The 22340-nt window shown below is 39.7% G+C and carries 21 protein-coding genes, 2 CRISPR repeat arrays and 1 riboswitch; of the genes, 16 read left to right on the forward strand and 5 right to left on the reverse strand.

Annotated elements, in window-relative coordinates; translation table 11 throughout:
- Positions 1–333: 333 nt before the first annotated feature.
- From WA1_RS23375 to WA1_RS23435, 14 genes are all read left to right on the forward strand, one after another.
- The gene (locus WA1_RS23375; protein WP_017740140.1) at positions 334–1236 is read left to right on the forward strand and encodes a Tll0287-like domain-containing protein; all 903 of its coding nucleotides are present in this window, start codon (positions 334–336) and stop codon (positions 1234–1236) included.
- 322 nt (positions 1237–1558) lie between these two features.
- Positions 1559–2024: direct repeats of the CRISPR family, unit length 36 nt; unit sequence GTGCTCAACGCCTATCGGCTATCAGAGGAAAAACAC.
- 745 nt (positions 2025–2769) lie between these two features.
- Complete coding sequence (gene cas6, locus WA1_RS23380; protein WP_017740139.1) at positions 2770–3435, forward strand: type I-MYXAN CRISPR-associated protein Cas6/Cmx6; 666 nt, start codon at positions 2770–2772, stop codon at positions 3433–3435.
- Positions 3428–5839, forward strand: coding sequence for a CRISPR-associated helicase Cas3' (cas3, locus tag WA1_RS23385; RefSeq protein WP_017740138.1), 2412 nt, complete (start codon positions 3428–3430; stop codon positions 5837–5839). The genes cas6 and cas3 overlap by 8 nt, the downstream gene beginning before the upstream one ends.
- Positions 5836–7389, forward strand: coding sequence for a type I-MYXAN CRISPR-associated Cas8a1/Cmx1 (cas8a1, locus tag WA1_RS23390; protein WP_017740137.1), 1554 nt, complete (start codon positions 5836–5838; stop codon positions 7387–7389). The genes cas3 and cas8a1 overlap by 4 nt, the downstream gene beginning before the upstream one ends.
- A 79-nt stretch (positions 7390–7468) precedes the next feature.
- Positions 7469–8395: a type I-B CRISPR-associated protein Cas7/Cst2/DevR gene (cas7i, locus tag WA1_RS23395; protein WP_017740136.1), complete on the forward strand. Its 927-nt coding sequence runs from the start codon at positions 7469–7471 to the stop codon at positions 8393–8395.
- Positions 8392–9063: a type I-MYXAN CRISPR-associated protein Cas5/Cmx5/DevS gene (cas5, locus tag WA1_RS23400; protein ID WP_017740135.1), complete on the forward strand. Its 672-nt coding sequence runs from the start codon at positions 8392–8394 to the stop codon at positions 9061–9063. The genes cas7i and cas5 overlap by 4 nt, the downstream gene beginning before the upstream one ends.
- 57 nt (positions 9064–9120) lie before the next feature.
- Positions 9121–10785, forward strand: coding sequence for a type I-MYXAN CRISPR-associated endonuclease Cas4/Cas1 (locus WA1_RS23405; RefSeq protein WP_017740134.1), 1665 nt, complete (start codon positions 9121–9123; stop codon positions 10783–10785).
- Between the two features lie 9 nt (positions 10786–10794).
- Positions 10795–11088 (forward strand): CRISPR-associated endonuclease Cas2, encoded by a 294-nt coding sequence (cas2, locus tag WA1_RS23410; RefSeq protein ID WP_017740133.1) that lies wholly within the window; start codon positions 10795–10797, stop codon positions 11086–11088.
- Between the two features lie 263 nt (positions 11089–11351).
- A CRISPR array of direct repeats spans positions 11352–12892; the repeat unit is 36 nt; unit sequence CTGATTAAACCTTAGATACCGTAAGGTGTTGAGCAC.
- 217 nt (positions 12893–13109) lie between these two features.
- Positions 13110–13349 (forward strand): hypothetical protein, encoded by a 240-nt coding sequence (locus WA1_RS23415; RefSeq protein WP_017740132.1) that lies wholly within the window; start codon positions 13110–13112, stop codon positions 13347–13349.
- Entirely contained in the window at positions 13346–13624 is a 279-nt protein-coding gene (locus WA1_RS23420; protein WP_017740131.1) for a type II toxin-antitoxin system Phd/YefM family antitoxin, read from the forward strand. The genes WA1_RS23415 and WA1_RS23420 overlap by 4 nt, the downstream gene beginning before the upstream one ends.
- A gap of 18 nt (positions 13625–13642) precedes the next feature.
- Positions 13643–13849, forward strand: coding sequence for a BrnT family toxin (locus WA1_RS53100; RefSeq protein WP_081402924.1), 207 nt, complete (start codon positions 13643–13645; stop codon positions 13847–13849).
- Positions 13833–14087 carry a hypothetical protein gene (locus WA1_RS23425; RefSeq protein WP_017740130.1) on the forward strand — a complete coding sequence of 85 codons (255 nt, stop codon included), beginning with the start codon at positions 13833–13835 and terminating at the stop codon, positions 14085–14087. Before WA1_RS53100 ends, WA1_RS23425 begins: the two co-directional genes overlap by 17 nt.
- Before the next feature lie 184 nt (positions 14088–14271).
- On the forward strand, positions 14272–14502 hold the full coding sequence (locus WA1_RS23430) for a GAT domain-containing protein (protein ID WP_026134324.1): 231 nt from the start codon (positions 14272–14274) through the stop codon (positions 14500–14502).
- Positions 14495–14917: a pepsin/retropepsin-like aspartic protease family protein gene (locus WA1_RS23435; RefSeq protein ID WP_017740127.1), complete on the forward strand. Its 423-nt coding sequence runs from the start codon at positions 14495–14497 to the stop codon at positions 14915–14917. The genes WA1_RS23430 and WA1_RS23435 overlap by 8 nt, the downstream gene beginning before the upstream one ends.
- Positions 14918–15035: 118 nt before the next feature.
- Here the strand turns inward: WA1_RS23435 and WA1_RS23440 are convergent, their stop codons facing one another.
- Positions 15036–15443 carry an FAD-dependent oxidoreductase gene (locus tag WA1_RS23440; RefSeq protein ID WP_017740126.1) on the reverse strand — a complete coding sequence of 136 codons (408 nt, stop codon included), beginning with the start codon at positions 15441–15443 and terminating at the stop codon, positions 15036–15038.
- Positions 15444–15576: 133 nt separating this feature from the next.
- Between WA1_RS23440 and WA1_RS23445 the strand changes: the two genes are divergently transcribed.
- Positions 15577–16221 (forward strand): TetR/AcrR family transcriptional regulator, encoded by a 645-nt coding sequence (locus WA1_RS23445; RefSeq protein ID WP_017740125.1) that lies wholly within the window; start codon positions 15577–15579, stop codon positions 16219–16221.
- A gap of 343 nt (positions 16222–16564) precedes the next feature.
- On the opposite strand, the gene WA1_RS61785 is transcribed toward WA1_RS23445, so the two are convergent.
- The 4 genes from WA1_RS61785 to WA1_RS23465 form a co-directional block, all read right to left on the reverse strand.
- Positions 16565–16726 carry a DUF4926 domain-containing protein gene (locus tag WA1_RS61785; protein WP_017740123.1) on the reverse strand — a complete coding sequence of 54 codons (162 nt, stop codon included), beginning with the start codon at positions 16724–16726 and terminating at the stop codon, positions 16565–16567.
- Between the two features lie 349 nt (positions 16727–17075).
- Positions 17076–18377, reverse strand: coding sequence for an SLC5/6 family protein (locus tag WA1_RS23455; protein WP_017740122.1), 1302 nt, complete (start codon positions 18375–18377; stop codon positions 17076–17078).
- 45 nt (positions 18378–18422) lie between these two features.
- Complete coding sequence (locus tag WA1_RS23460; protein WP_017740121.1) at positions 18423–18668, reverse strand: hypothetical protein; 246 nt, start codon at positions 18666–18668, stop codon at positions 18423–18425.
- 139 nt (positions 18669–18807) lie between these two features.
- A riboswitch (cyclic di-AMP (ydaO/yuaA leader) is annotated at positions 18808–18929 on the reverse strand.
- Between the two features lie 200 nt (positions 18930–19129).
- Positions 19130–19567: an arsenate-mycothiol transferase ArsC gene (locus WA1_RS23465; protein WP_017740120.1), complete on the reverse strand. Its 438-nt coding sequence runs from the start codon at positions 19565–19567 to the stop codon at positions 19130–19132.
- A gap of 321 nt (positions 19568–19888) precedes the next feature.
- Between WA1_RS23465 and WA1_RS23470 the strand changes: the two genes are divergently transcribed.
- Positions 19889–22300 (forward strand): sucrose synthase, encoded by a 2412-nt coding sequence (locus WA1_RS23470; RefSeq protein WP_017740119.1) that lies wholly within the window; start codon positions 19889–19891, stop codon positions 22298–22300.
- Positions 22301–22340: the final 40 nt, after the last annotated feature.

A 22340-nucleotide genomic window follows, 5' to 3' on the forward strand; every position in this document is an offset into this window, starting at 1 on the left:
AGTTTAAAACCTCTAGCTTAGGGCGCACACTTATCTTGCTATTGCTCCTGTTGCTGTTTTTGTCGATCTCTCGACTTAGAGATTTCCAAGAAATAAATTATCCAATCTTGTGGGACGGGCGTCCTCGCCTGTCCTATACCAGTGGCGGGCGGGACGCCCGCACCACAAGAGAAAATTGAATATTTTTTTATTTGGAAATCCCTTAACCTGAATTTACCTGAATTCTCAATGTCCTGAATTTAACTCAACTATTTCGTTTCAGTATTAAACATAATATAAGAGGTTTTTTACAAAGGAAATTTTAAATTTTTATTTCTACCTCCCCCAAATATTATGTTAAAAAATTTTAAATTGAGACAAAAATTTACAGTTTTACTACTCCTAATTCTTGTAGTAGGTTTGAGTTTAAGTGGGCTAGCTCTTTCTGCATTGCTGAGACAGAATGCGACAAATGAAATAGCCTCAAGAGCTTTAACACTCATTGACACAATGACTTCTATACGGGAGTACACACTTACCCAAATCTATCCAGAACTCTCTTTGAAACTGGAAGACAAGTTTCTGCCTCAAGTTGTATCCGCATATTCAGCACGAGAAGTTTTTGACATTCTCCGGAAAAAACCAGAATATGGGGACTTCTTTTATAAAGAAGCTGCAACAAATCCTACAAATCTTCGGGATAAAGCTGATAGTTTTGAAGCTAACATTTTAGAGCGTTTTAGAAAAGAAAAAGATTTAAAACAGGTAAGTGGATTTCGTTCGCTTCCTGGTGGCGACATATTTTATATTTCCCGTCCGCTATCAATTAGCCAACAAGCTTGTCTTCAGTGTCATAGTACTCCTGATGCTGCTCCAAAAACTATGATTGACCGTTTTGGAACAGCCAATGGATTTGGTTGGCACTTAAATGAAATTGTAGCAGCTCAATTTGTATCTTTACCAGCAAGTAAGGTTATTGAAAAAGCTCATCAATCCTCTTTATTAATTATAGGACTTGTTTCTTCTATTTTTGTCGTGGTTATCCATTTAGTCAATGTCTTTTTGAATCGACAAGTTATTCTTCCTCTTAAGCGGATAACTCGTATTGCTGAGGAAGTGAGTACAGGGCATTTAGATATCGACTTCGATGGAGTTTCTAACGATGAAATTGGTAATCTTGTCAATGCTTTCAGACGAATGAAATTAAGTTTAGAAATGGCAATGAGAAGAATCAAGCGTACAAATGGTGTTATGTAACAAATTATTTTCTGCTCTGCGCTCAGAAAAGTCTAGGTAGGTTGGGTTGAGGAACGAAACCCAACATTTCATCAAATTCTTATGTGTCAACATTCTACCCAACCAAAACAATACATTTGGTGATTTAAAATTTAATTTGTAAAAAACCTCTCAACCCCTATTGGCTATCTAAGATATAGCAATTCTCGCTTGGGTACAATACACAGAAAAGTTATGGAACCGCAGATGAACGCGGATGCACGCAGATGAAGACATTATTTAGGTGAAAATTGCTGCTGTAAAGTATCTTTACGAGCGTACACTCGATAAATGAAATGCTGTAGTGCTCAACGCCTATCGGCTATCAGAGGAAAAACACACTCAATATCAAAACAATTCAGCGCGGGGTACATCACGTGCTCAACGCCTATCGGCTATCAGAGGAAAAACACCCATCCCAAGGTCTCATGTATTGGTAAGCTAACATGTGCTCAACGCCTATCGGCTATCAGAGGAAAAACACAACCTCCTGATAGAAAAGTTAAAGCGAAATTTCATAGTGCTCAACGCCTATCGGCTATCAGAGGAAAAACACTCCCCAAAATCTGCTGGGTTCCATCGGTCATCGCTAAGTGCTCAACGCCTATCGGCTATCAGAGGAAAAACACATTCCTACATCTATTTTTTGAGCGATTCGAGCTTGTGCTCAACGCCTATCGGCTATCAGAGGAAAAACACGATTATCTGATACTTGTTTCGCAATTGCTCTTTGAGTGCTCAACGCCTATCGGCTATCAGAGGAAAAACACAGCGAGCTTGGGAATATTGACTCCGAGTGCTTCTCTCTTAAATTTTACAAGCACCTCTAACATAGACACAATAACTTAGCGAAAAAACGGCTGAAACAGCATTTTTGAACGAGTCGAGTAATTGCTATAATCTTTATATTATGAGCAATATAGCCATTTTGCAAGCACCTTCCAGTAACTTTTTTCAATTTAAACCCTTATCAGGTAAGACTTACATCTACTTTTATTTGCAAATCGGGTTTCACAAAAAGAGATGCTTGCAGTTTTCAGTAACAAAGAAAATTAAATAGACCTCTCAGTTTCTAAGTTATTATAGTTTTGGGTATTAAAGACTTTGATGCCGTTGAACACCGAGTAATCATCAGGCGTTGAGCACTTTCGTGTTTGCCAGGTGTAGAACCTCTAAGCGATACAGGGCGGATGGGCTTAACATTACCCTTCTCGCTCCTAACCTAAGATGCCGTTAGGCGATAAACAGACTTTAAATAGTACTTGACAGAAGAGTTTTTTTGTGCATATAATAATTTATCGATGTTTCGAGTTAGACAGGTGGTACCAACTCTTGTCGAAATTTAAATATAAATTTAGGTTTTAGCTCAAATGGTGGCGTTACTAACTGCGATCGCCCCAAGAGTTAATCCCAAACTTATGTATTCTTTCTTTCCTCAGATGCCTTTTTAGGTTTTGAACATTACTTAGGTATTTCAATAAGTACCTGAATAGTTGAATTTAGGGGAATCCTGAAATGATTGCATCGGTGGGTTTTTCGGCGTCTCAGGATGTAGATTTAGGGCTTGAGCCATTCGTTGAGCTATGTTTTCCAGTGCGAGGAAAATATTTACCTGCGGATCATGGCTATGCACTCTTTTGTAGTTGGGTTGATCTCGATTCAGAAATACGCAAGCAGAAAACTGTCAGTATTTTGACTGTTCCTGGCTTTCCTGACAAACAAGGAAAAATAATTCTGAACGAATATTCGTGTTTGCGTGTTCGCGTACCAATCCCATTAATTCCCTTGGCTTATAAGTTGGCTGGAAAATCTATTCGTTTGGGAATACATGAAATTCAAATCGGTATTCCCGAAATATTTACATTGAAACCTGCTAGCAAACTCAAGTCTAGAATTGTTGTCATTAAGGGACATAGCGAACCTCAATCGTTTCTAGTAGCAGCACAACGTCAGCTTGATGATATGGAAATTTCTGCTCAAATTTCCATCCCTAAAGATAGACAGGGCGAATTCTGTCGCAAAACTATCAAAGTTAAACGTTATACGATAGTGGGTTTTACAACGGAAGTTTCTGATTTGAGTGACGACGATTCTATCAAGTTACAACAATGGGGAATTGGTGGTAAAAGACACATGGGTTGTGGATATTTCTTACCTTTTAAGGGAGGTAGAAATGTTTAAAAGATTGTTAGCTAAATCTTATCAAAAAGACGAAAATGATACGAGAAAAAAAGGTGCTGCAACGTACACTGGACATATCAGTTTTGTCATGCAAGCAGCTGATGTTTTGGTAGATAAATTGGGTATGGCTATTCTCCAACAATTGGGAATACAGCATATTGGTTTAGATTCCTTGGCAGCCACAGTCAAATTAGGTGCATATTTGCACGATTGGGGTAAAGCTAATCAACACTTTCAAGAAATGGTTTACTTTAAAACCATCGACCCAAAATCGATAGACCCAAACATTCAAAATTATAGAAAGAAGATTGGAGACTCTTTAAAAGCACGTTTAAATAGACAAATGTTGCGTCATGAAGTGATTAGCGGCATTTTAGCACTACAAGTTCCCTGCTTTCGAGAATGGCTAGAAAAATGCCCCAATGCAAATTTAACGATCGCAGTTTGGGCTGCAATGGGACATCATTTAAAAATTGGTTCAAGCAAAGATGGGACGCCATCAGGTTGTATTGCGGAAATTCCTTCTGGTACGGGAGATGAATTAAAAATCTACACCTCTCATTCTGATTTTCTCACAGTTCTAAAAATGGGAAGTCAATCTTTGGGATTGCCCAAACAATTACCAGAATTTCCAACGAAAATTTGGACTGACAAGCAATTATTAACAGCTTTAACAAATTTACGTAATGAATTTATTGATTTTGAACCTGATTGGGAGCAACAAAAATTTATTGCAGCAGTCAAAGCAACAGTCATCGCAGCAGATTTAGCTGGTTCTGCACTTCCCGAACTAGAGGAAGATTTTCAAGAATGGATTAAAGAAGTTTTATCACTACAACTCTCAAAGCAAGAGTTAAATAAACTAGTCCAACAACGGTTGAATGGTAAAAAATTACGACAATTTCAAGAGTTAATTGCTAAATCTAAACATCGGGTGACGTTGGTGAAGGCTGGTTGCGGAACAGGTAAAACGGTTGCAGCGTATGCTTGGGGGGAAAAATGGGCTGTTGGGCGTAAATTATTTTTCTCCTATCCAACAACAGGTACAGCATCTCAAGGTTATATCGACTATGCAGATGGAACGGAAATTGAAGCAGCTTTAATGCATTCTCGTGCTGATTTAGACAGGGAATTACTATTTTCTGGAGATGAAGACGATCGTGAAAGCATCGATTCTAAACTGATGGCTTTTCAAGCAGGGCGCAAAAAATTAATTGTTTGTACAGTTGATTCAGTGTTAGGTTTAATTCAAAATAATCGTAAACCGCTTTACTCATGGTCTGCATTGGCACAATCTGCTTTTGTCTTTGATGAGGTTCATGCTTTTGATTTGCGTCTGTTTGGAGCCTTATTAAAATTTATTAAAGCTTTTAGAGGTGTGCCAATTTTATTAATGAGTGCAAGTTTTAGTCCTCAACAGTTGTCAGCGATTCAACAAGTGTTGGCAGAACAGGGAGAAGATTTAGGAGAACCAATTGAAGGGCCAAAAGAATTAGAAGAATTGCCCCGTTATGACATCACTTATATTCCCGAAATCAGTAACTTTGAAGAACTAACAGAAGTTTGGGAATCTGTTATTGAAGCCTTACGAAACCAACAAAAAGTGTTATGGGTAACTAACTCAGTAAAAACTTGTATTGAAATTTATCGGATTGCACAAGTAAAACTTGCGGAACAATTACCAGAATTTTCGATTACTCCATTAATTTATCACAGTCGATTCCGTTACAAAGACAGGGTGAAAAAACATCAAGCTGTCATTGAAGCATTCAAACAAGATGAACCTGTTTTGGCTATTACTACTCAAGTCTGTGAAATGTCTTTAGATTTGAGTGCTGATTTATTAATTTCTGCGATCGCTCCTGCAGCAGCTTTAATCCAACGATTAGGACGCCTCAACCGCAGGATGAGTAAAGTAGAAGAAGGAGCAAAACTAGCAATTATTTATTCTTGGGATAATCCAAAACCCTACAACGAAGTAGAAATCTCTACAGGGAAGCAGTTGATTCAAGAATTTTCAGGAAAGACAGGTATTTCTCAACGAGATTTAGCAGAATTTTCAGCAAGTCTTAATTCTAAAGAAATTCCAGAAGTTAAATCAAATTGGCTAGAAGATAATTGGTGTACGTATCCAAATTCTTTACGGGAAGCAGGATACACAATGACTGTTCTTTTGGGTGAAGATGAACCAGAAATTTGGAAAATTGCCGAACAAAAAGAACAGGAATTATTAAAAAAACATCAGAATGTGTCGCGTATCAAGTTATTTAAACAAGAAGCACAGAAATGGACAGTACCTATCCGTATTGAATCAGATTATTATACCTGGAAACGGAGAGGATTTTATCCTGTAACACCAATAGGCAGAATTCCCTACAGTGAAGAGGTAGGAGCAGAACAGTGAATTTAGAATTGGATTTAGGTAATCCTTGTTTTACCTTGTTACATCGTGCTGGTTTAGCTGGATTATGGATGACTTTAAAGCAATTAGAAAAAGAAAAAGTTAAAGTGCCATCTGAATTCAATTGGCAACTTAGCAAACGCAAAGTCAACTTAAATTGGAATGGAAGCGATCGCGACATTTTAGAATGGTTTCTCAAAGAGTCTTTTCAATTAAATGATGGCATTATCGCATTACGTGGGTTGGATACTCAATCCATGCGCGAAGATGCACAGGTAATAGTCCATCAAGGAATTTTAGGGACTCTTTTACAGCATACTAGTACTCACAAATCCGATGGAGTTGTGGCAAAATCTTTATCTTTAGGAGAGAATGAGCCAGAAATTCAAGTTAAATACAAAAGTTTGACAAGTTATGCGTATCAAGAATTTGCTGGTAATTTATGTGATAAAAATGGACAATTTTTAACTAATCCAATTAGTGTTGCTGGGTGGTTAAATCCTGGTGCAGCCGTCAGACATATTGCTTTTAGTTCCGATACAAGTTTTGAGGAAAACCCAGAAAATGCTTTTATTTTATTATTTGCACCTGTTGCTTGTTATTACTATATCCTTCGTTCTAAATTGCGAGACAAACGCGCTCAATACGCTTTAGTTATTCCAGAAATTACCGATTTAGCAAAGTATGCAAAGTATCGGCAAAATCAGCAATTACGAAATGCCATTTATAAAGATTTTCATGCTTCTGGTTTAGGTGATGCTGGTTTGAGATTTTTAACAAAGGACACAACTGTTGATATTACTAAAACTTTTGGTATACAGCGTTGTCAAGTTTTGACATTAGGAACTGTTGCATGGGCGACTCAACAAAAAACTCGTACAGATATGTATGTAGTGGAAGCAACTGATGAGAATTGCCATAACTATCAAGTTTGTGATGCTTGGTTACCAGATAGAGCGATCGCAGGTAAAGAAGGTGGATTTGTGGCTACAAGCTTTGCCAAGGAATTAATTGCTGAAAATTTAGCTAAAAAGCTACCTTGGTATTCTGGAATCTCAGAAAAAGTAAATAGTAACGAGCTTTTTCAAAAATTAGCGTATGAAAGGGGAGGATTGTTTCAAGTGATTCAAAAAGTACAGTCAGACGAACGTGAAAAACTATTCGTTAAAACTTGTCATGAAGCTATTAATTATACTTTTGGGAGAATCTCAGATGTAGCCAAAAAAAGAGGAGAATCCCCTAATTTCGACCGTGAAACTATACGTATTAGAACTGGCTTAAGTCGATGTAAAAATTCTGATAGCTTTCGAGAATTTATTACAGACTTTTGGTCAAGAGCCGGAAAAATACCTACTTTGCAGAAACATTGGGAAGAATTAATAGAATTTGTGATGTTAGAGAAAAATTGGAAAAAATCAAGAGATTTAGCCTTACTGGCATTAGCTAGTTATAAAGGGACAGGAAGTTCTAATCGAGATAAAGATGATTCTGATGAAGGCGATCCTGTTGATGATGATACTTTTGATGAAGAAAACGCTCCTGATATTCTTTAACTCTCTCGTTTTTTCATCACAAAGCTCTAAATTTTAACGAGTTTCAAGGACATTTTTATTTATTTAAGGAGATTGACAAGTGACATTTCATTTATTTGGAAATATCTTAACTGGATACGGAACTGCTGCCAATAATCGTGGAGAAAATGAAGGAAATATTACGACTCTCCAAAAAATTCTGTGGAAAAATAATGTACATACAACAGTTTCCGCCGAAGCGATTCGTTGGGCATTACGTTATTACTGGCAAACTTGTGGTGACGATTATCAAGTCAATCGTCGTTGGAATGATGATGCTAACGACAATATTTGGCAAAATGAGAATTTTGATGATACAGCTTTTATTGATGATGATGTTTTAGGTTTCATGCGTGCTGAAGGTGCAAAAGTTGAAGCATCAGATGAACCAAAAGCTAAAGGTAAAAAAGCGGCTGTTGCTAAAGGCACAACGACTGCAAAACGAGGTGTTTTAGAAGTGACTCGTGCTGTTTCCATAACACCCTTCAGTGGTGACTTAACCTTTAATTCTTTAAGTGGTAAAAAAGGCAGAACTTCACTTTATGGAACAGAAGTACACGCAACTTGCTATCAATATGGATTTGCATTAACTCCAGAAAGATTAAAAGATAAATCTCGGATCATGGCAGTTTTAGATGGTTTAAGTTCTTTGGGAGAAGTTGCAGGCAATCATTCGCGGTTTCTCTATGATTTTTCTCCTGAAAGCTTGATTTTACGATGGACACATGATTTTTCTCCTCGTATTTTATATTGTTTTGAAGAGGATGAGGGAGAAATATCTATTGGAGAATTAGTCAGAAAAGTGAGAAATCAAGATATCGAACCAGAGGAATTGTGGCTAGCTGGTGCTGTTACTGAATCTGAGGAAATAAAAGAATTAGAAGAATTGGGAGTACATATTTTTCCTGGGATTAAGTTAGCCGTGCAAAGCATGAAACAAGTTATTGCTAGAGATTTAAAACTACCACAATTAGAGTTAATCCGATGATAACTGCAATCAAGAAAAATTTGGCATTAGAAATTGAAGTTCCCATCGCTTGCTTTCGTCAATCTCGCGCTAGGGAGTATGCTGAAACTTACCTATTTCCCCCACCATCGACAGTCTATGGAATGCTATTGTCAATCGTGGGAGAAACCAATAGGTATAAACATTGTGGTGTGAAATTAGCGATAGCTATGCTGACCTCCGGTAACGCAGTTCTTTCTCAACCTCAAAAATCAACCATCATCCGTACTTTTCGCCGTTTTAAGAAAAAAGACATTCACGATCCAACAAACTCTAGACCAGATTACCAAGAATTACTCACTGATGTGAAATTTATTACTTGGATTGATTCTCAAACCGATCAATCCCAAACAACATTATCCGAAAGGTTAGAACAAGCATTTACAAACCCTGCTTCAATCGAACGTTTCGGGGGTTTATGCTTAGGAGAAAGTCGGGATTTAGTCAATTCTATAACAATGTGGTCAGAAAGCGATCGCAGTCAGTCTTTGCAATGGTTAGTACAAGATGAGGATGGATTATTCACTTTGCCTTATTGGGTAGATCATGTTGGCTCCAAGGGTACGCGATGGAAAAGGTATTTAATACTTGAGCCATCAAAAAATTATCTTCCTCCTGAGACTGCTTGGACGGTCATTCAGCCAACTTAATCATCATTAACCTTAGATGTCGTAAGGCGCTAAAACACAATTACCTTACAGACATATATGCAAATTCTCGAAGATATCGAACTCTCTACCAAACTGGAAACCATCCGCGTTTCTGCTCTCCATGCTTTAGCCTATTGTCCCCGCCTATTTTACCTTGAAGAAGTCGAAGAACTCTACACCCAGGATGCTGCCGTATTTGCTGGACGTAGGTTACACGCTGAACTTGAAAAGCAAGAAGATGAAGACTGGGAGGAATTATTCCTCATCAGCGAAGAATTAGGTATACGGGGACGAGTTGATGCATTGCGGACTCGCGAAGGAGAAACAATTCCCTACGAACACAAGCGGGGAAGATGCCATCGGGATGAAAACAAACAACCCCAAGCATGGGAAAGCGATAAATTACAAATCCTTGCCTACTGTTGTTTGCTTGAATCATCTCTTGGTATACCTATTCAAGAAGGTCGCATTCGCTATCATGCTGACAATGTATTAGTTCGCATCCCACTAGATGATTTAGGACGAGCCGCAGTGCGGGGAGCGATAGAAAAAGCACGCAACCTCAGACAGTCTACCCATCGACCACCAGTAACCGACAACGAACGCTTGTGTACTCGTTGTTCCCTGGCTCCCGTGTGTTTACCCGAAGAAGCACGTCTAGCACACGATCGCGAATGGCAACCGATACGCTTGTTTCCTGAAGATGACAATAGGCAAGTCATTCACGTTCTCGAACCTGGTACTAATGTAGGTAGAACTGGAGAGCAAATCAAAATTGCCCGTCGCAACCAACCATTAGAAACTATTCCCGCTCGACAAGTAGCTCAATTGGTACTGCACAGCTATTCGCAGATTTCCACCCAAGCACTACATTTCTGTGGCGAACAGGGAATTGGCGTACATTTTGTTTCTGGTGGTGGTCGTTACCTGGGTAGTTTTGATACTCGGAATGGTAGCATTCAACGTCGCATTCGTCAGTATACTGCCCTGAGTTCCCCCGATACTTGCCTAGAGTTGGCACGTAAACTCGTAATTTGCCGCGCTCAAGGACAGCGAAAATTTCTCATGCGTGGGAAGGGCAAAAACAAAGCTAGCGAGAAATTGACAAAAGCGATCGACCAAATGAAAGCCGTGCTAAAACTTATTCCTCACGCAAAATCTTTGGAATCGCTCTTAGGATATGAAGGAAATTTAGCAGCACTCTATTTTAATGCTTTCCCCGATTTGATTTCACCTGATGTACCAAAAGAAATGGGGTTCGACATCAGAAATCGTCGTCCTCCTAAAGATAGATTCAATTGCCTTTTAGGATTTGGGTACGCTTTGTTACTCAAAGATATCATGAATGCCATCTTGATAGTAGGGTTAGAACCTGCACTAGGGTTTTACCACCAACCGCGATCGCAAGCTGCACCCTTAGCTTTAGATTTGATGGAAATTTTCCGAGTTCCTTTAGTAGATATGATTGTCATGTCTTCCGTCAATCGCAATCAATGGGATATAAAAACTGATTTTGATATTCGCGGACAACAGGTTTGGCTGAGCGAAGCTGGTAAACGTAAGTTTGTGGAACTCTACGAAAATCGCAAGCAGGAAACTTGGAAGCATCCAGCAACAGGGTATTCCCTTACTTATCGGCGTTTACTGGAGTTAGAAGTGCGACTCTTGGAAAAGGAATGGATGGGTGAGGGTGGTTTATTCGGTCAGTTGATTGTCAGATGAGGTGATGATATGGGAGAAATCAGAAATTGTTACATCATTTGCTACGACATTCGCTGTCCAAAACGTTGGCGCAAAGCTTACAAATTGTTGGAGGGCTATGGAGAACGGATACAATACTCAATTTTTCGCTCCGTCATGAATCAACGCGATCGTGAAAAACTACGTTGGGAGTTGGAGACGATTTTGGCAAAGGAAGACAGTATTTTGTTTGTGCGTTTGAGCGATCGCTGCGTGCAAGATATACCCAAGTATAATCGACCAGGTACATGGGAAAATACAGATAAGCCTTTTTTGATTGTTTGAAAAATACAAGCATCTGTGTTTGTTAGGATAATCAAAGTAAACGTTTTCGCTGAAACCCTGACCAATATAATGTTTGAGAGATTTTTGAGGTTCTGTAGGTGCTTGTAAAATTTTCAAACCGGCTTCTATCATGGGTTTTAGCTGGTGAAGCCAGGTTGGATTTAAGGAAGAATTGCGAAATTTCAGTTTTTTCTTGGTTTTTTAGCAAGGTGCTTGTAAACTTGAGTTGGAGCGCCTGCTGGTTGAGCCTTTCAGCCTTCGCTCTGATTAAACCTTAGATACCGTAAGGTGTTGAGCACTAGCAGAACCAGGACGATTTGATGGACTACTACCACTGATTAAACCTTAGATACCGTAAGGTGTTGAGCACAAGAGGGATTTCCCGTATACTGATTGGCGCTGATCTGATTAAACCTTAGATACCGTAAGGTGTTGAGCACGATATTAACTTGTCCGGTAAATTTCCAGACTGATACTGATTAAACCTTAGATACCGTAAGGTGTTGAGCACAGACTAAGCTAGTAATTTTTATTTGCAATAATTAAGGCTGATTAAACCTTAGATACCGTAAGGTGTTGAGCACTTCACCATTTGTCAAAATAGCCGCTTGTCCGTTTCCTGATTAAACCTTAGATACCGTAAGGTGTTGAGCACATTTTTACTACTTTAAAACTTCTGATGCCTACAAACTGATTAAACCTTAGATACCGTAAGGTGTTGAGCACTCTCTGATCCACTTCTCAGGATCGTTACTCCAAAAGCTGATTAAACCTTAGATACCGTAAGGTGTTGAGCACAAAAGTAGTACATTTCCTCAAAATGGCATTTTAGCCTGATTAAACCTTAGATACCGTAAGGTGTTGAGCACCTTTATCAACTTTCTTCTTCGACTTGAACATATCCCTGATTAAACCTTAGATACCGTAAGGTGTTGAGCACATTTGCGCCCACAACCATCGGAGCTACAATGCGGCTCTCTGATTAAACCTTAGATACCGTAAGGTGTTGAGCACAGTAACCAGTAAGTAGCAAACAAGTAACAGGTTTTCTGATTAAACCTTAGATACCGTAAGGTGTTGAGCACCCAATAGGCGTTGAGCACTTTCGAGCTTGACAGGTACTGATTAAACCTTAGATACCGTAAGGTGTTGAGCACGTAGCGGTAACTTATCATCGATTCGAGGTAGCTTAAACTGATTAAACCTTAGATACCGTAAGGTGTTGAGCACTCATTACCAACACTTCGGATAAGTGGTGGCAACATACTGATTAAACCTTAGATACCGTAAGGTGTTGAGCACGAGGTCTTCTGGAAACCAATAATCACTGCGCTTCCGCTGATTAAACCTTAGATACCGTAAGGTGTTGAGCACGAATTATTAGAGCAACTAAGAGAATATTTGTAATAACCTGATTAAACCTTAGATACCGCAAGGTGTTGAGCACCTTAGCTTGATTAATGTCAGGTATCGAGAAATCGAACTAATTAAACCTTAGATACCGCAAGGTGTTGAGCACTCTTTTATGTTTCTCTCATCTCGTGTGCTGAGTTTCTAATTAAACCTTAGATACCGCAAGGTGTTGAGCACGATAGAGAAGGAGCGCAAAAAGCTAAAAAGACACCACCTGATTAAACCTTAGATACCGTGAGGTGTTGAGCACTTTGAGCTTAAGCTGCTGGTTTTGAGTGTTAAAGCTGATTAAACCTTAGATACCGTGAGGTGTTGAGCACCAAATGGGAAAATTGAAAACGAGCTAGCCACAGAACTGATTAAACCTCAGATACTGCAAGGTGTTGAGCACAAGTTGTTCCAGAAGGATATTAGATAATGGAAGTTCTGATTAAACCTTAAATACCCCCACTATCTAGGAAAGCACAAAAAATTGAGATCGAGTCATTTACATATGACTATAATGATGACTATAATAATAGTCAATAATACCAAAGCCTAATTTCACTCTAATCTTTGCTCCTGAAATCATCGCTCACCTTAGAGCGATCGATAAAAAGTATCACAATTTGATTCGAGAAACGATTGCCGAACAATTATCTTACACACCTCTTGAAATCACTCGAAACCGCAAGCCAATGGAACAACCAGCCCCATTTAGTGCAACCTGGGAACTTCGTTTTGGCTCTCAAAATTGCTTTCGCGTGTTTTATGAGGTGAATACAGTAGAGCAAACGGTTCTGATTTTAGCCATTGGTGTCAAAGATAGAGAAATATTACTCATTGGCGGAGAGGAAGTTGAGTTATGAAAATTGCACCAATTGCAGATGTAAAAGCACAACTCAGTGCGTATGTAGAACAGGCTCAAAGTGGACCGATTGTGATTACTCGCAATGGCAAAGCAGTAGCGGTTTTAATTGCTCCAACTGATGATGAGGATTTAGAAAACCTTTTGCTATCGCGATCGCCTCGGTTTCAAAAAATTCTGAATCAATCACGGCAAAGTATACAATCTGGAAAAGGATTATCTGCTGATGCACTTTGGGAAGTTGTAGAACAAAACACTGAAGAACCAGGGACTTGATTTGAATTGTTAAGTTAGTTGAGATCCCCGTTTAATGACCCGCTATCTGTGACCTTTCCTGACCCCGATCGTTCCATCGGAGAAAGTCGCTACATTATTATTGGCATATCTGGGTTTGAAAAACTCCTAGTTGTCGCACACACAGATCGAGGAGAAAAGATACGAATTATCAGTGCCCGAAAAGCTACCCGTCAGGAGAAGAGGTTTTATGAAGAAGGAAGTTGAGAACGAAATGGAAGACGAATTACGTTCTGAATATGACTTTGCTCAAATGGAGGGAGGTGTGAGAGGAAAGTATGTTGAGCGATATCGTGCAGGAACAAACTTAGTGCTTTTAGATCCAGATGTTGCCCAAGCTTTTCCAACTGATGCAGCAGTGAATGACGCACTGAGGCTGTTGATTCAGGTTGCACAATGCCAGCAGCTTAACAATGCTGTACAACTCCCAGAACAGAGTTTCTAAGTATAGCCTTTCCCAAGCAACTGAGGTACACCTAAATTTTTTGAACCTTTATTAAAACACAAACAGATTTCAAATCGTACCTCACCAGACTGGTAAATGCTGTAACGAAGCATTGAAGAACCAGAAACATGATTTGAATACTTCTCATGATACTATATATTTAGGGTTGTATAAATTTATATTTATGCCTGTTACTGAACTGCTACAAGATTTGCAAAAGCTATCTCGTGCTGACAAGTTAAAAGTCATGCAATTTCTGATACTGGAACTTTCTAGAGAGGAAGAAACTGAAAGCTCTTTATATAAGTTCCAATCTCATGTAAATGACACGATGAATTCACCCTATGATTCTTATGAAGCGGCTCATAAGATGAACAAAATGCTAGAAGATTATAAGCATAGTAAAAATGTCTAAAAGGCAAAGCTTTGCGTACACTAACAAGAAAAATAATTTAGGTTTGACTCTCCATGTACCATTTTTGGGCTTAATACTGAATCATAGAGATCGCTTCTTACAAGTAACTGCTTTGCTTGATACAGGTGCTGATGTCAATGTTTTGCCATATAATATCGGAGAGCAGCTAGGAGCAGTTTGGGAAGAACAAACAACAACATTGCAACTGGGAGGAAATTTAAGTCAATTTCCAGCACGAGGGTTAATTTTGATAGCGACTGTAGGTGAGTTTTCACCAGTTCCTTTGGTATTTGCTTGGAGTCAGTCCAATAATGTCCCTTTACTGCTTGGTCATGTCAACTTTTTTGCTGAGTTTGATGTATGCTTCTACACCTCTCAGTTGTCTTTTGAAATCAGCTTAAAGCAGACAAACTAGAGTGTAATTGGGCTGCATTTAAATCTTGTCCTTCCTGATTAAACCTGAGATACAAGGAATTAAGCTCGGTAAGCATGGAAAGACTTGAAACTGTTGCCGATCGCTGAACTCATTGCCTTCATAAAAGTATTGAAACCCGATCTCCTTTGAGCGATTTGAGCGCAAAGGTTTCTCCCAAAATGAATTTCTCAGGCGGTACATTGCGCCACAATAACTGATGCAGTTGAGCGCGATGAATTCCGATAACGGGTAACTCGGAGTTATCGAGCGCAATATTCACTAACTCAAAGCCACGTTGGGAATTGAATTGATAGTTTGTAATAAAATAACCAACCCGCATCGCTTCTTCCAACAAGCTTAAGTTCTTCAAGATATGGGTTGCGTTTGCCCAAAGCGCAATCCCAGCCCCAACTTCTTGCAACTCTTTTGTTCGCTCGTAAACGACAGGCTCAAAACCAGCACGAAGAAGGGCGAGTGCAGTTGCAGCACCGCCAATTCCACCACCAATGATGATGACTTTTTTCATAATTTTTTGAATTATCGACAGACTTGTCAGTTTTTTACCCTTTATCAAACAGGTTTTCTACAGTTTTGTCAACTGACTATTCAGTCGGGAAAAGGTATACTGATTCATAAGTTCTTCAAATCTTATAACAACTGTGGTGCGTACAAAATCTGAAAAAGTCAAGAATACCAAGCAAGAGAGAGATGCTGAAGCAACTCAATCTGTGATTTTGGCAGCTGCGGAAGAAGAATTTGCCCAACACGGTTTTACAGCAGCGCGAACAGAAGCAATCGCAGCCAAAACAGGTGTTGCAAAGTCAATGATTTATTACTACTTCAAAGATAAAGAAGGTTTGTATCAAGCGGTGTTGGAGCGATCGCATACAGATCTGTTACAAACAATTCAGCAATTACAGTTAGAGCATTTGTCACCTGAAGTCGCGTTGGAAAGATTTTTGAGAGCATTGCTCGGTTGTGTATCGCGTAACCCAAAACTTCCGACTATCATGTTTCACGAAGCAGTGCAAAACCAGGGAAAGTACTATAAACGCAGTAGTTCTGTGAGTATTGATACTGCTTTGATCGCAATTTTAGAACAAGGCTTGGCTGAGGGGGTATTTCGCCCACTCAATCCGTTTCAGTCTGCAATTAATATTATGGGAACTTGTTTGTTCTATTTTATTGGTGCGGGAAACATTCAGCAAATTCCCCAAGGTAAACGGCTTTTTAGCAAAGCAATGCTCGAACAACACACCACTGAAGCGATCGCGCTTATCCTAGCAGGTGTGCGACAATCCTGACTGCGGCTTTGTTCTGATTTTAGCCCTTGGTGTCAAAGATAGAGAAATATTACTCATTGGCGGAGAGGAAGTTGAGTTATGAAAATTGCAATAAAAATATATAAAAGAAAAAGCTTTGCGTACACTAAAAAGAAAAATAATTTAGGTTTGACTCTCCATGTACCATTTTTGGACTTAGTACTGAAACATGGGGATCTACATAGAGACTCATGTAAAGGACTTAATAAAAAATAGCTAACTCACTTGTGTAGCAGTTTATATTACTGCCATTTCAGAGGTTGAATCAGGGGAAGCTGGCTCAAAATGCAGTATCATAAATTGGTCTGGACGTAAACCAATCGACTCATAAGTACGCCCCGCCGCGATCGCTAAACTCAACTTCAAACGCCGTACCACCAGCCAAGACTTCTACCACCGTCCCTACCTGTCCGCGTAACAGGTTGTCATCGGGAAGGTCAATTGTCAATGCAACAATATCAAATAATTTGACTCTCGTCGTTCTCATCCGATCTCACCTTTGATTCCAGTTCGGCTTTTACATTTAATGGTACTATCGTCGATGATGGCAATGAAATATTTTTCATTCAAACTAACGATTTATCGGTAATTACTGGTAATGTAAATAAGGATATCTAGGAATTAAGAATCGGTCACTGGTTAATGTTGGGTTTCGTTCCTCAACCCAACCTACACCCTTCTGAATTTTTTATTACGGATTACGAATTATTCGGTTATTGATCATTGGTTAATGTTGGGTTTCGTTCCTCAACCCAACCTACGCCATTCTGAATTTTTTATTACGAATTACTCGTTTACTGGTTACTGGTCACTGGTCACTGGTCACTGCTCACTGATTACTGGTCACTGGTTACTGTTCCTGATGCGGGGAAGTATTTTTCTATGACTTCACCCACAGACAAAAATAATATTCCAGAGAAAATTCCTGCTCCCATAATATTTAATTCTGTACTTCCCAAGAGTTCTAAATGGGAATTAAAACGAGTGACTATTAAAAGAGATATTGACGAACAACTGCTTGCGATTAAAGATAGCTTAACACTGGTTCTAGAAAAAGTATAACGTTTTCCTTGACTCATTAAATAAGCAGCAAAAGGAACAATAACTGCACCTACATAAGCAGCGTAAAAAGCCACAATTAAACTGACAATTTCGCCTCCTCTTAAGGCGACTATTAAACCAAAAAGTGAATTTCCAAAGGTGACAAGTAATTGAGTGCCAAGCGATACTGGCAAAATATGAAAATCAAAAATAATTTTGCTCTGTACTCTTAATATACTGCTACCAATACCGAGTGAGGGAACTAATAAAGATATAATCAACGCAATCCCCAAGGGTTTGTCAGTTCCACCACCAATCCAAGACAGAATATAGGGTAGTGTTTCTTTACCACCTATGTCATCAGGTAAAATTCCGGCTTGATGAGCGGCTGTCACAAGGGTTGAAGGTAATAAAGCAAGCAACAGTAATACAGTACCAGCTAAAAGACATCCTTTATACAGACTTTTTATATCTTTTGCTTGAACGAGATACATTTGGTACTTCATATCTATAAGTACCAATAAAACTGTAGATAGTGTTATACCTATTGTTGTTGGTAAGCTTTCTGTTTGAAGTGAATTTGCAAAATCTATGGGCGATCGCAAATACTCAGGAAATCCATGCAGCACCCACAGCCCGTAAAGCAGAGCTAAAAAATTGACAAATAGTAACCCTCTCAATATCCAACCTGCTTTCTCTACTGGTAATAGGGAGATAATCGCAAACAAAGTTGCTAAAACAATCATTGAGGGTATAGGCGGGATGCCAAAGACTTTGAGGATGGAAGCTGCTGAAATTAACTGAACTGCTTCAATTCCAATCAGAGAAGCCCAAGACATTAGCCCCACAAATATTTTCACTCCACTTCCATAAGCAGAACCGAGGAGAGTCCAAATTTGTTCTGTTTGCGTCCAGTAAAACTTTGCTAATGCTATGAGAGCAATTGTACCCAAGCCAAGAGAGACAGCATAAAGGCTACCAGCCGCACCATGAGTTAGGGATTTCTCTGCTGTTCCTAAAAGAAATCCCAAACCATAATGTGCTGAAACCAATAAAGCCGCCAGGGAGAAAGTATCTAACCTGCGGTGATTCATCATCAGTGACCAGTGACCAGTGATCAGTGAGCAGTACTGATTACTGTTTTAAATTTCTTCTACAATTGTAACTGGCTCGTTGCTCAACTTTAGCAGCTCGTAAAGATCGTAGGCGAATAAATCTTCTTGGCTTGGTTCTTCTGTCTGACTTGTAGCTACAATCGGTTCGCCGTAGCCTTTCGTTCTACCAATAAGTAAAAGTTTTTTACCAGCACACTCACCAATTTCCTTGAATTGGTTCTCTGGCAAAAAGGTAACGTGTTCGGTAAAGAATGTGCGATTTTGGATAGGCATTTTATCCTCCTTAATTTTGAACTAGACCTACTTAGCAATAAACGTGGCTCATCGCTAGCTATGCACGGTTTTTTAAGATGTGCTGTTACTTGATACATAGGAGGATCTAGGGACACGGCTTAATACAAGCTGCTACCATTGATACTCCTTCCAATGCCGACGGAGTTAGCTGACGGGCTAAGGCTGGAAGGTGCCTTTCTCTATCCAAAGATTCGCCCCAATACATTGGTTCCTCCGCTTCTAACCCAGTTACTTAGATTCCTCAACCACAGAACTGAATTGAATTAGGCGACTTTTCCCAATCAATACATAAAATAATACTGAAACGCCAAAGCAGTCAATCTCTATTTTACCTTCTCAACGCAATCTTTACTTAAAGGATGTTTGTAAAGTCTTAATTCATACTTGCCTGGTGAAGACAAGGTTGTTGCTATTGTGGAGTTCTCTAAGTGCGCTACGCACTAACTTTGAGCTAATTGTTCTATAAGTTGAAATAGGTTTTTTTCAATTTGCCCAAGAGCTTCTAGAGCAGAAGTTTTATCTATATCGTGAACTAGCCAGTATTCAGTTTTCTCTGCCCATTGAGGAAAGCGCTCATTCATCAGTGGTCCGTGTTCTAACTCATCTAGGGCAATAATTCTAGAAGCTGCTTGAAAATCTTGCTCGCTTGCTAGCTTAGGAAACCGTTCATCATCAGTTACATTTACCAATCGCACGGCTAAAGCCTCAAGCGCATATCGGGAAATCGGTCCCACATTATTTACTCCTCGCTCAATTGCCAAGCCTCGTGAATCAGCCTGCCAATCTAACCCCTGCTTAGTTGCCAACCAATTAAAAAGATGTTCGGCAAAGCGGCTGCGGTAGTAGTTACCTGTACAAAGGAACAAGATTTTCTTCATTGAGAATGACCAAATGATTGTCAGTCAACCGACGAGTGCTTTTTACTAGCAAATGAGATAATTTGCTACATATCTACTGTACGTTCAATCATCACTTTTAAAACATCCTCTTCAGGAATAAGAATGAAATATAAAGTATAAATTTTTACAATTAATCTTTCAGACTTCCTCCTTTATCCTTTCCAATGAATCCGATCCCAAACCAAGATATGCGCTAACGTAGGGGGTGAACCTCTATAAAAGCGTCATCACAGGGCAAATAGTTATTTCGGTCAGGGAGAAAAATGAGGTTGCGGTCTATCTAACGATCAGGAGTTGGCTATGCATGAACTAGTTCAAACTGTTGTAAACAGTGATGAGAAGACGGCTCTGCGTCAGTTGGTCTACGATCTAAGTGCTTCTGGGAAGAAATACTTCCTGAGAAACGAAATTTTGCAAGCTTTTGCGGACTATTGCAACCAATCGCAAAAGCCAGCCTACTTTTTTCACTCTTCTTCTCTAGGCAAACTGATTCACTACACTCATGAAATCATTCTAGAAGAGGAAAGTGCCTGGTTCCTTCTCCGACCTCGGATAGGTGTCCAAGAAGCTTGGAGATTGGGAGCAAATTTGACAAGCTTTGAGCAAATGACGCCGCAAGAACTGCTTGATGTGCGCGATCGCCGTGTGGAGCGCTACCAGCCTCAAATCTTAGAAATAGACTTCCGCCCGTTCCACCACGGTTCTCCCAAAATCGACGATCCCAGAAATATTGGTCAAGGACAGGGGTTTCTCAATCGGTACTTGTGTTCTCAAGTGCTGACAGCCCCTGAGTATTGGTTGGAAGTTCTGTACGATGTTCTGAGACGACGCCAGTATGATGGCATTCCCTTACTGATCAACGGTCGCATTCTCTCAGGAACTCAGCTCGCCCAACAAGTTAGACTAGCTATTAGTTTGTTGAGCGATCGCCAACCGAGCGAACCTTACGAAAAATTCCGCTATGAATTGCAAGACTTGGGCTTTGAACCGGGTTGGGGAAACACAGCATCTCGCGTACTGGAGACCCTAGCACTCCTCAACCGACTGATTGACACTGCTGAACCTGCCATTTTAGAAGCCTTTGTTTCCCGTGTTCCCTCTGTCTTCCGTGTTGTGCTTATTTCCGTACACGGCTGGGTTGGACAGGAAGGAGTGATGGGAAGACCCGAAACAGCAGGTCAAGTCATTTACGTTCTCGAACAAGCCCGCAGTTTAGAAAACAAACTCCGCGAAGAAATCCAACTTGCAGGGTTGGAAGTTCTTGGTATCCAACCGCAAGTTACCATACTTACCCGCCTGATTCCCAACTGTGAAGGAACACAATGTAACTTGCGCCTAGAAAAAGTTCAAGGGACAGAGAATGCCTGGATTTTACGGGTTCCCTTTGTAGACTTTAATCCCAAGATTACGCAAAACTGGATTTCTAAATTTGAAATTTGGCCTTATCTTGAAACATATGCCTTAGAAGCAGAAAGAGAGTTATTGGCACAATTTCGAGGCAAACCAGACCTGATTATCGGTAACTACAGCGATGGTAACTTAGTTGCTTTTCTCCTAGCACGTCGTTTAAAAGTCACTCATTGTAACATTGCTCACTCTCTAGAAAAGCCCAAACACTTATTTAGCAATTTGTATTGGCAAGACTTAGAAGACAAATACCATTTTTCAGCCCAATACACAGCAGATTTAATTGGTATAAATGCGGCAGACTTTATTGTGACATCGACCTATCAAGAGATTGTGGGGACACCCGACACAATGGGTCAATATGAGTCATACAAAAATTTTACAATGCCAGCGTTGTATCATGTGGTTGACGGAATTGACCTGTTCAGTTCTAAGTTCAACACGGTACCACCAGGGGTAAACGAACATATTTTCTTCCCCTACAATCAAAAAGAACACCGCGATCCCAACCTTCAATCACGAGTCAAAGACCTACTCTTTACCCGTGAAGATTCGCAAATTCTTGGGCATTTAGAGAACACAAGCAAGAGACCAATTTTTGCTGTTGGTAGCACCACTCCTATAGATAACCTTGCAGGATTGGCAGAATGTTTTGGTCGAAGTCAAGATTTACAAGAACGTTGCAATTTAATTATCCTTTCTGACAAATTACATCCAGAGCAAGCGACAAACTCAGACGAAGCAGGAGAAATCGAACGGCTTCACAACATTATTAATGAATACAATCTTCACGGACGCATTCGTTGGGTAGGTATGCACATTCCCCTCATTGAAATTGGGGAAGCTTACCGCGCGATCGCCGATTGTGGGGGTCTTTTTGTTCATTTTGCCCGGTATGAAGCTTTTGGTAGAACCATTCTTGAAGCGATGAGTTGTGGGTTACCAATTTTTGCCACACAATTTGGCGGTTCTTTAGAAATTATTGAAGATGGTGAAAATGAATTTCATGTAAATCCTACAGATTTAGATGGAACAGCCAAGATAATATCAAACTTTATCGACCAATGCGATATGCAGCCAGAGCACTGGTATAAAATATCGGAGTGGGTAATTCAGCGTATCCGTAATAAATACAACTGGGAATTACATACCAAGCAGTTATTACTGCTTGCTAAACTTTACAGTTTTTGGAACTTTGTCAATCAGGAAAATAGCGAAGCTCGAGGGCGCTATTTAGAAACCTTATTCCATCTACTTTTCAAACCCAGAGCCGAAAAGATTTTAGAGCAGCATATGCAGAGGTAGGGATTTTGGATTTTGGATTTTGGATTTTGGATTTTGGATT

Origin of the sequence: Scytonema hofmannii PCC 7110 (assembly GCF_000346485.2) — a bacterium.
GTDB lineage: Bacteria > Cyanobacteriota > Cyanobacteriia > Cyanobacteriales > Nostocaceae > Scytonema > Scytonema hofmannii.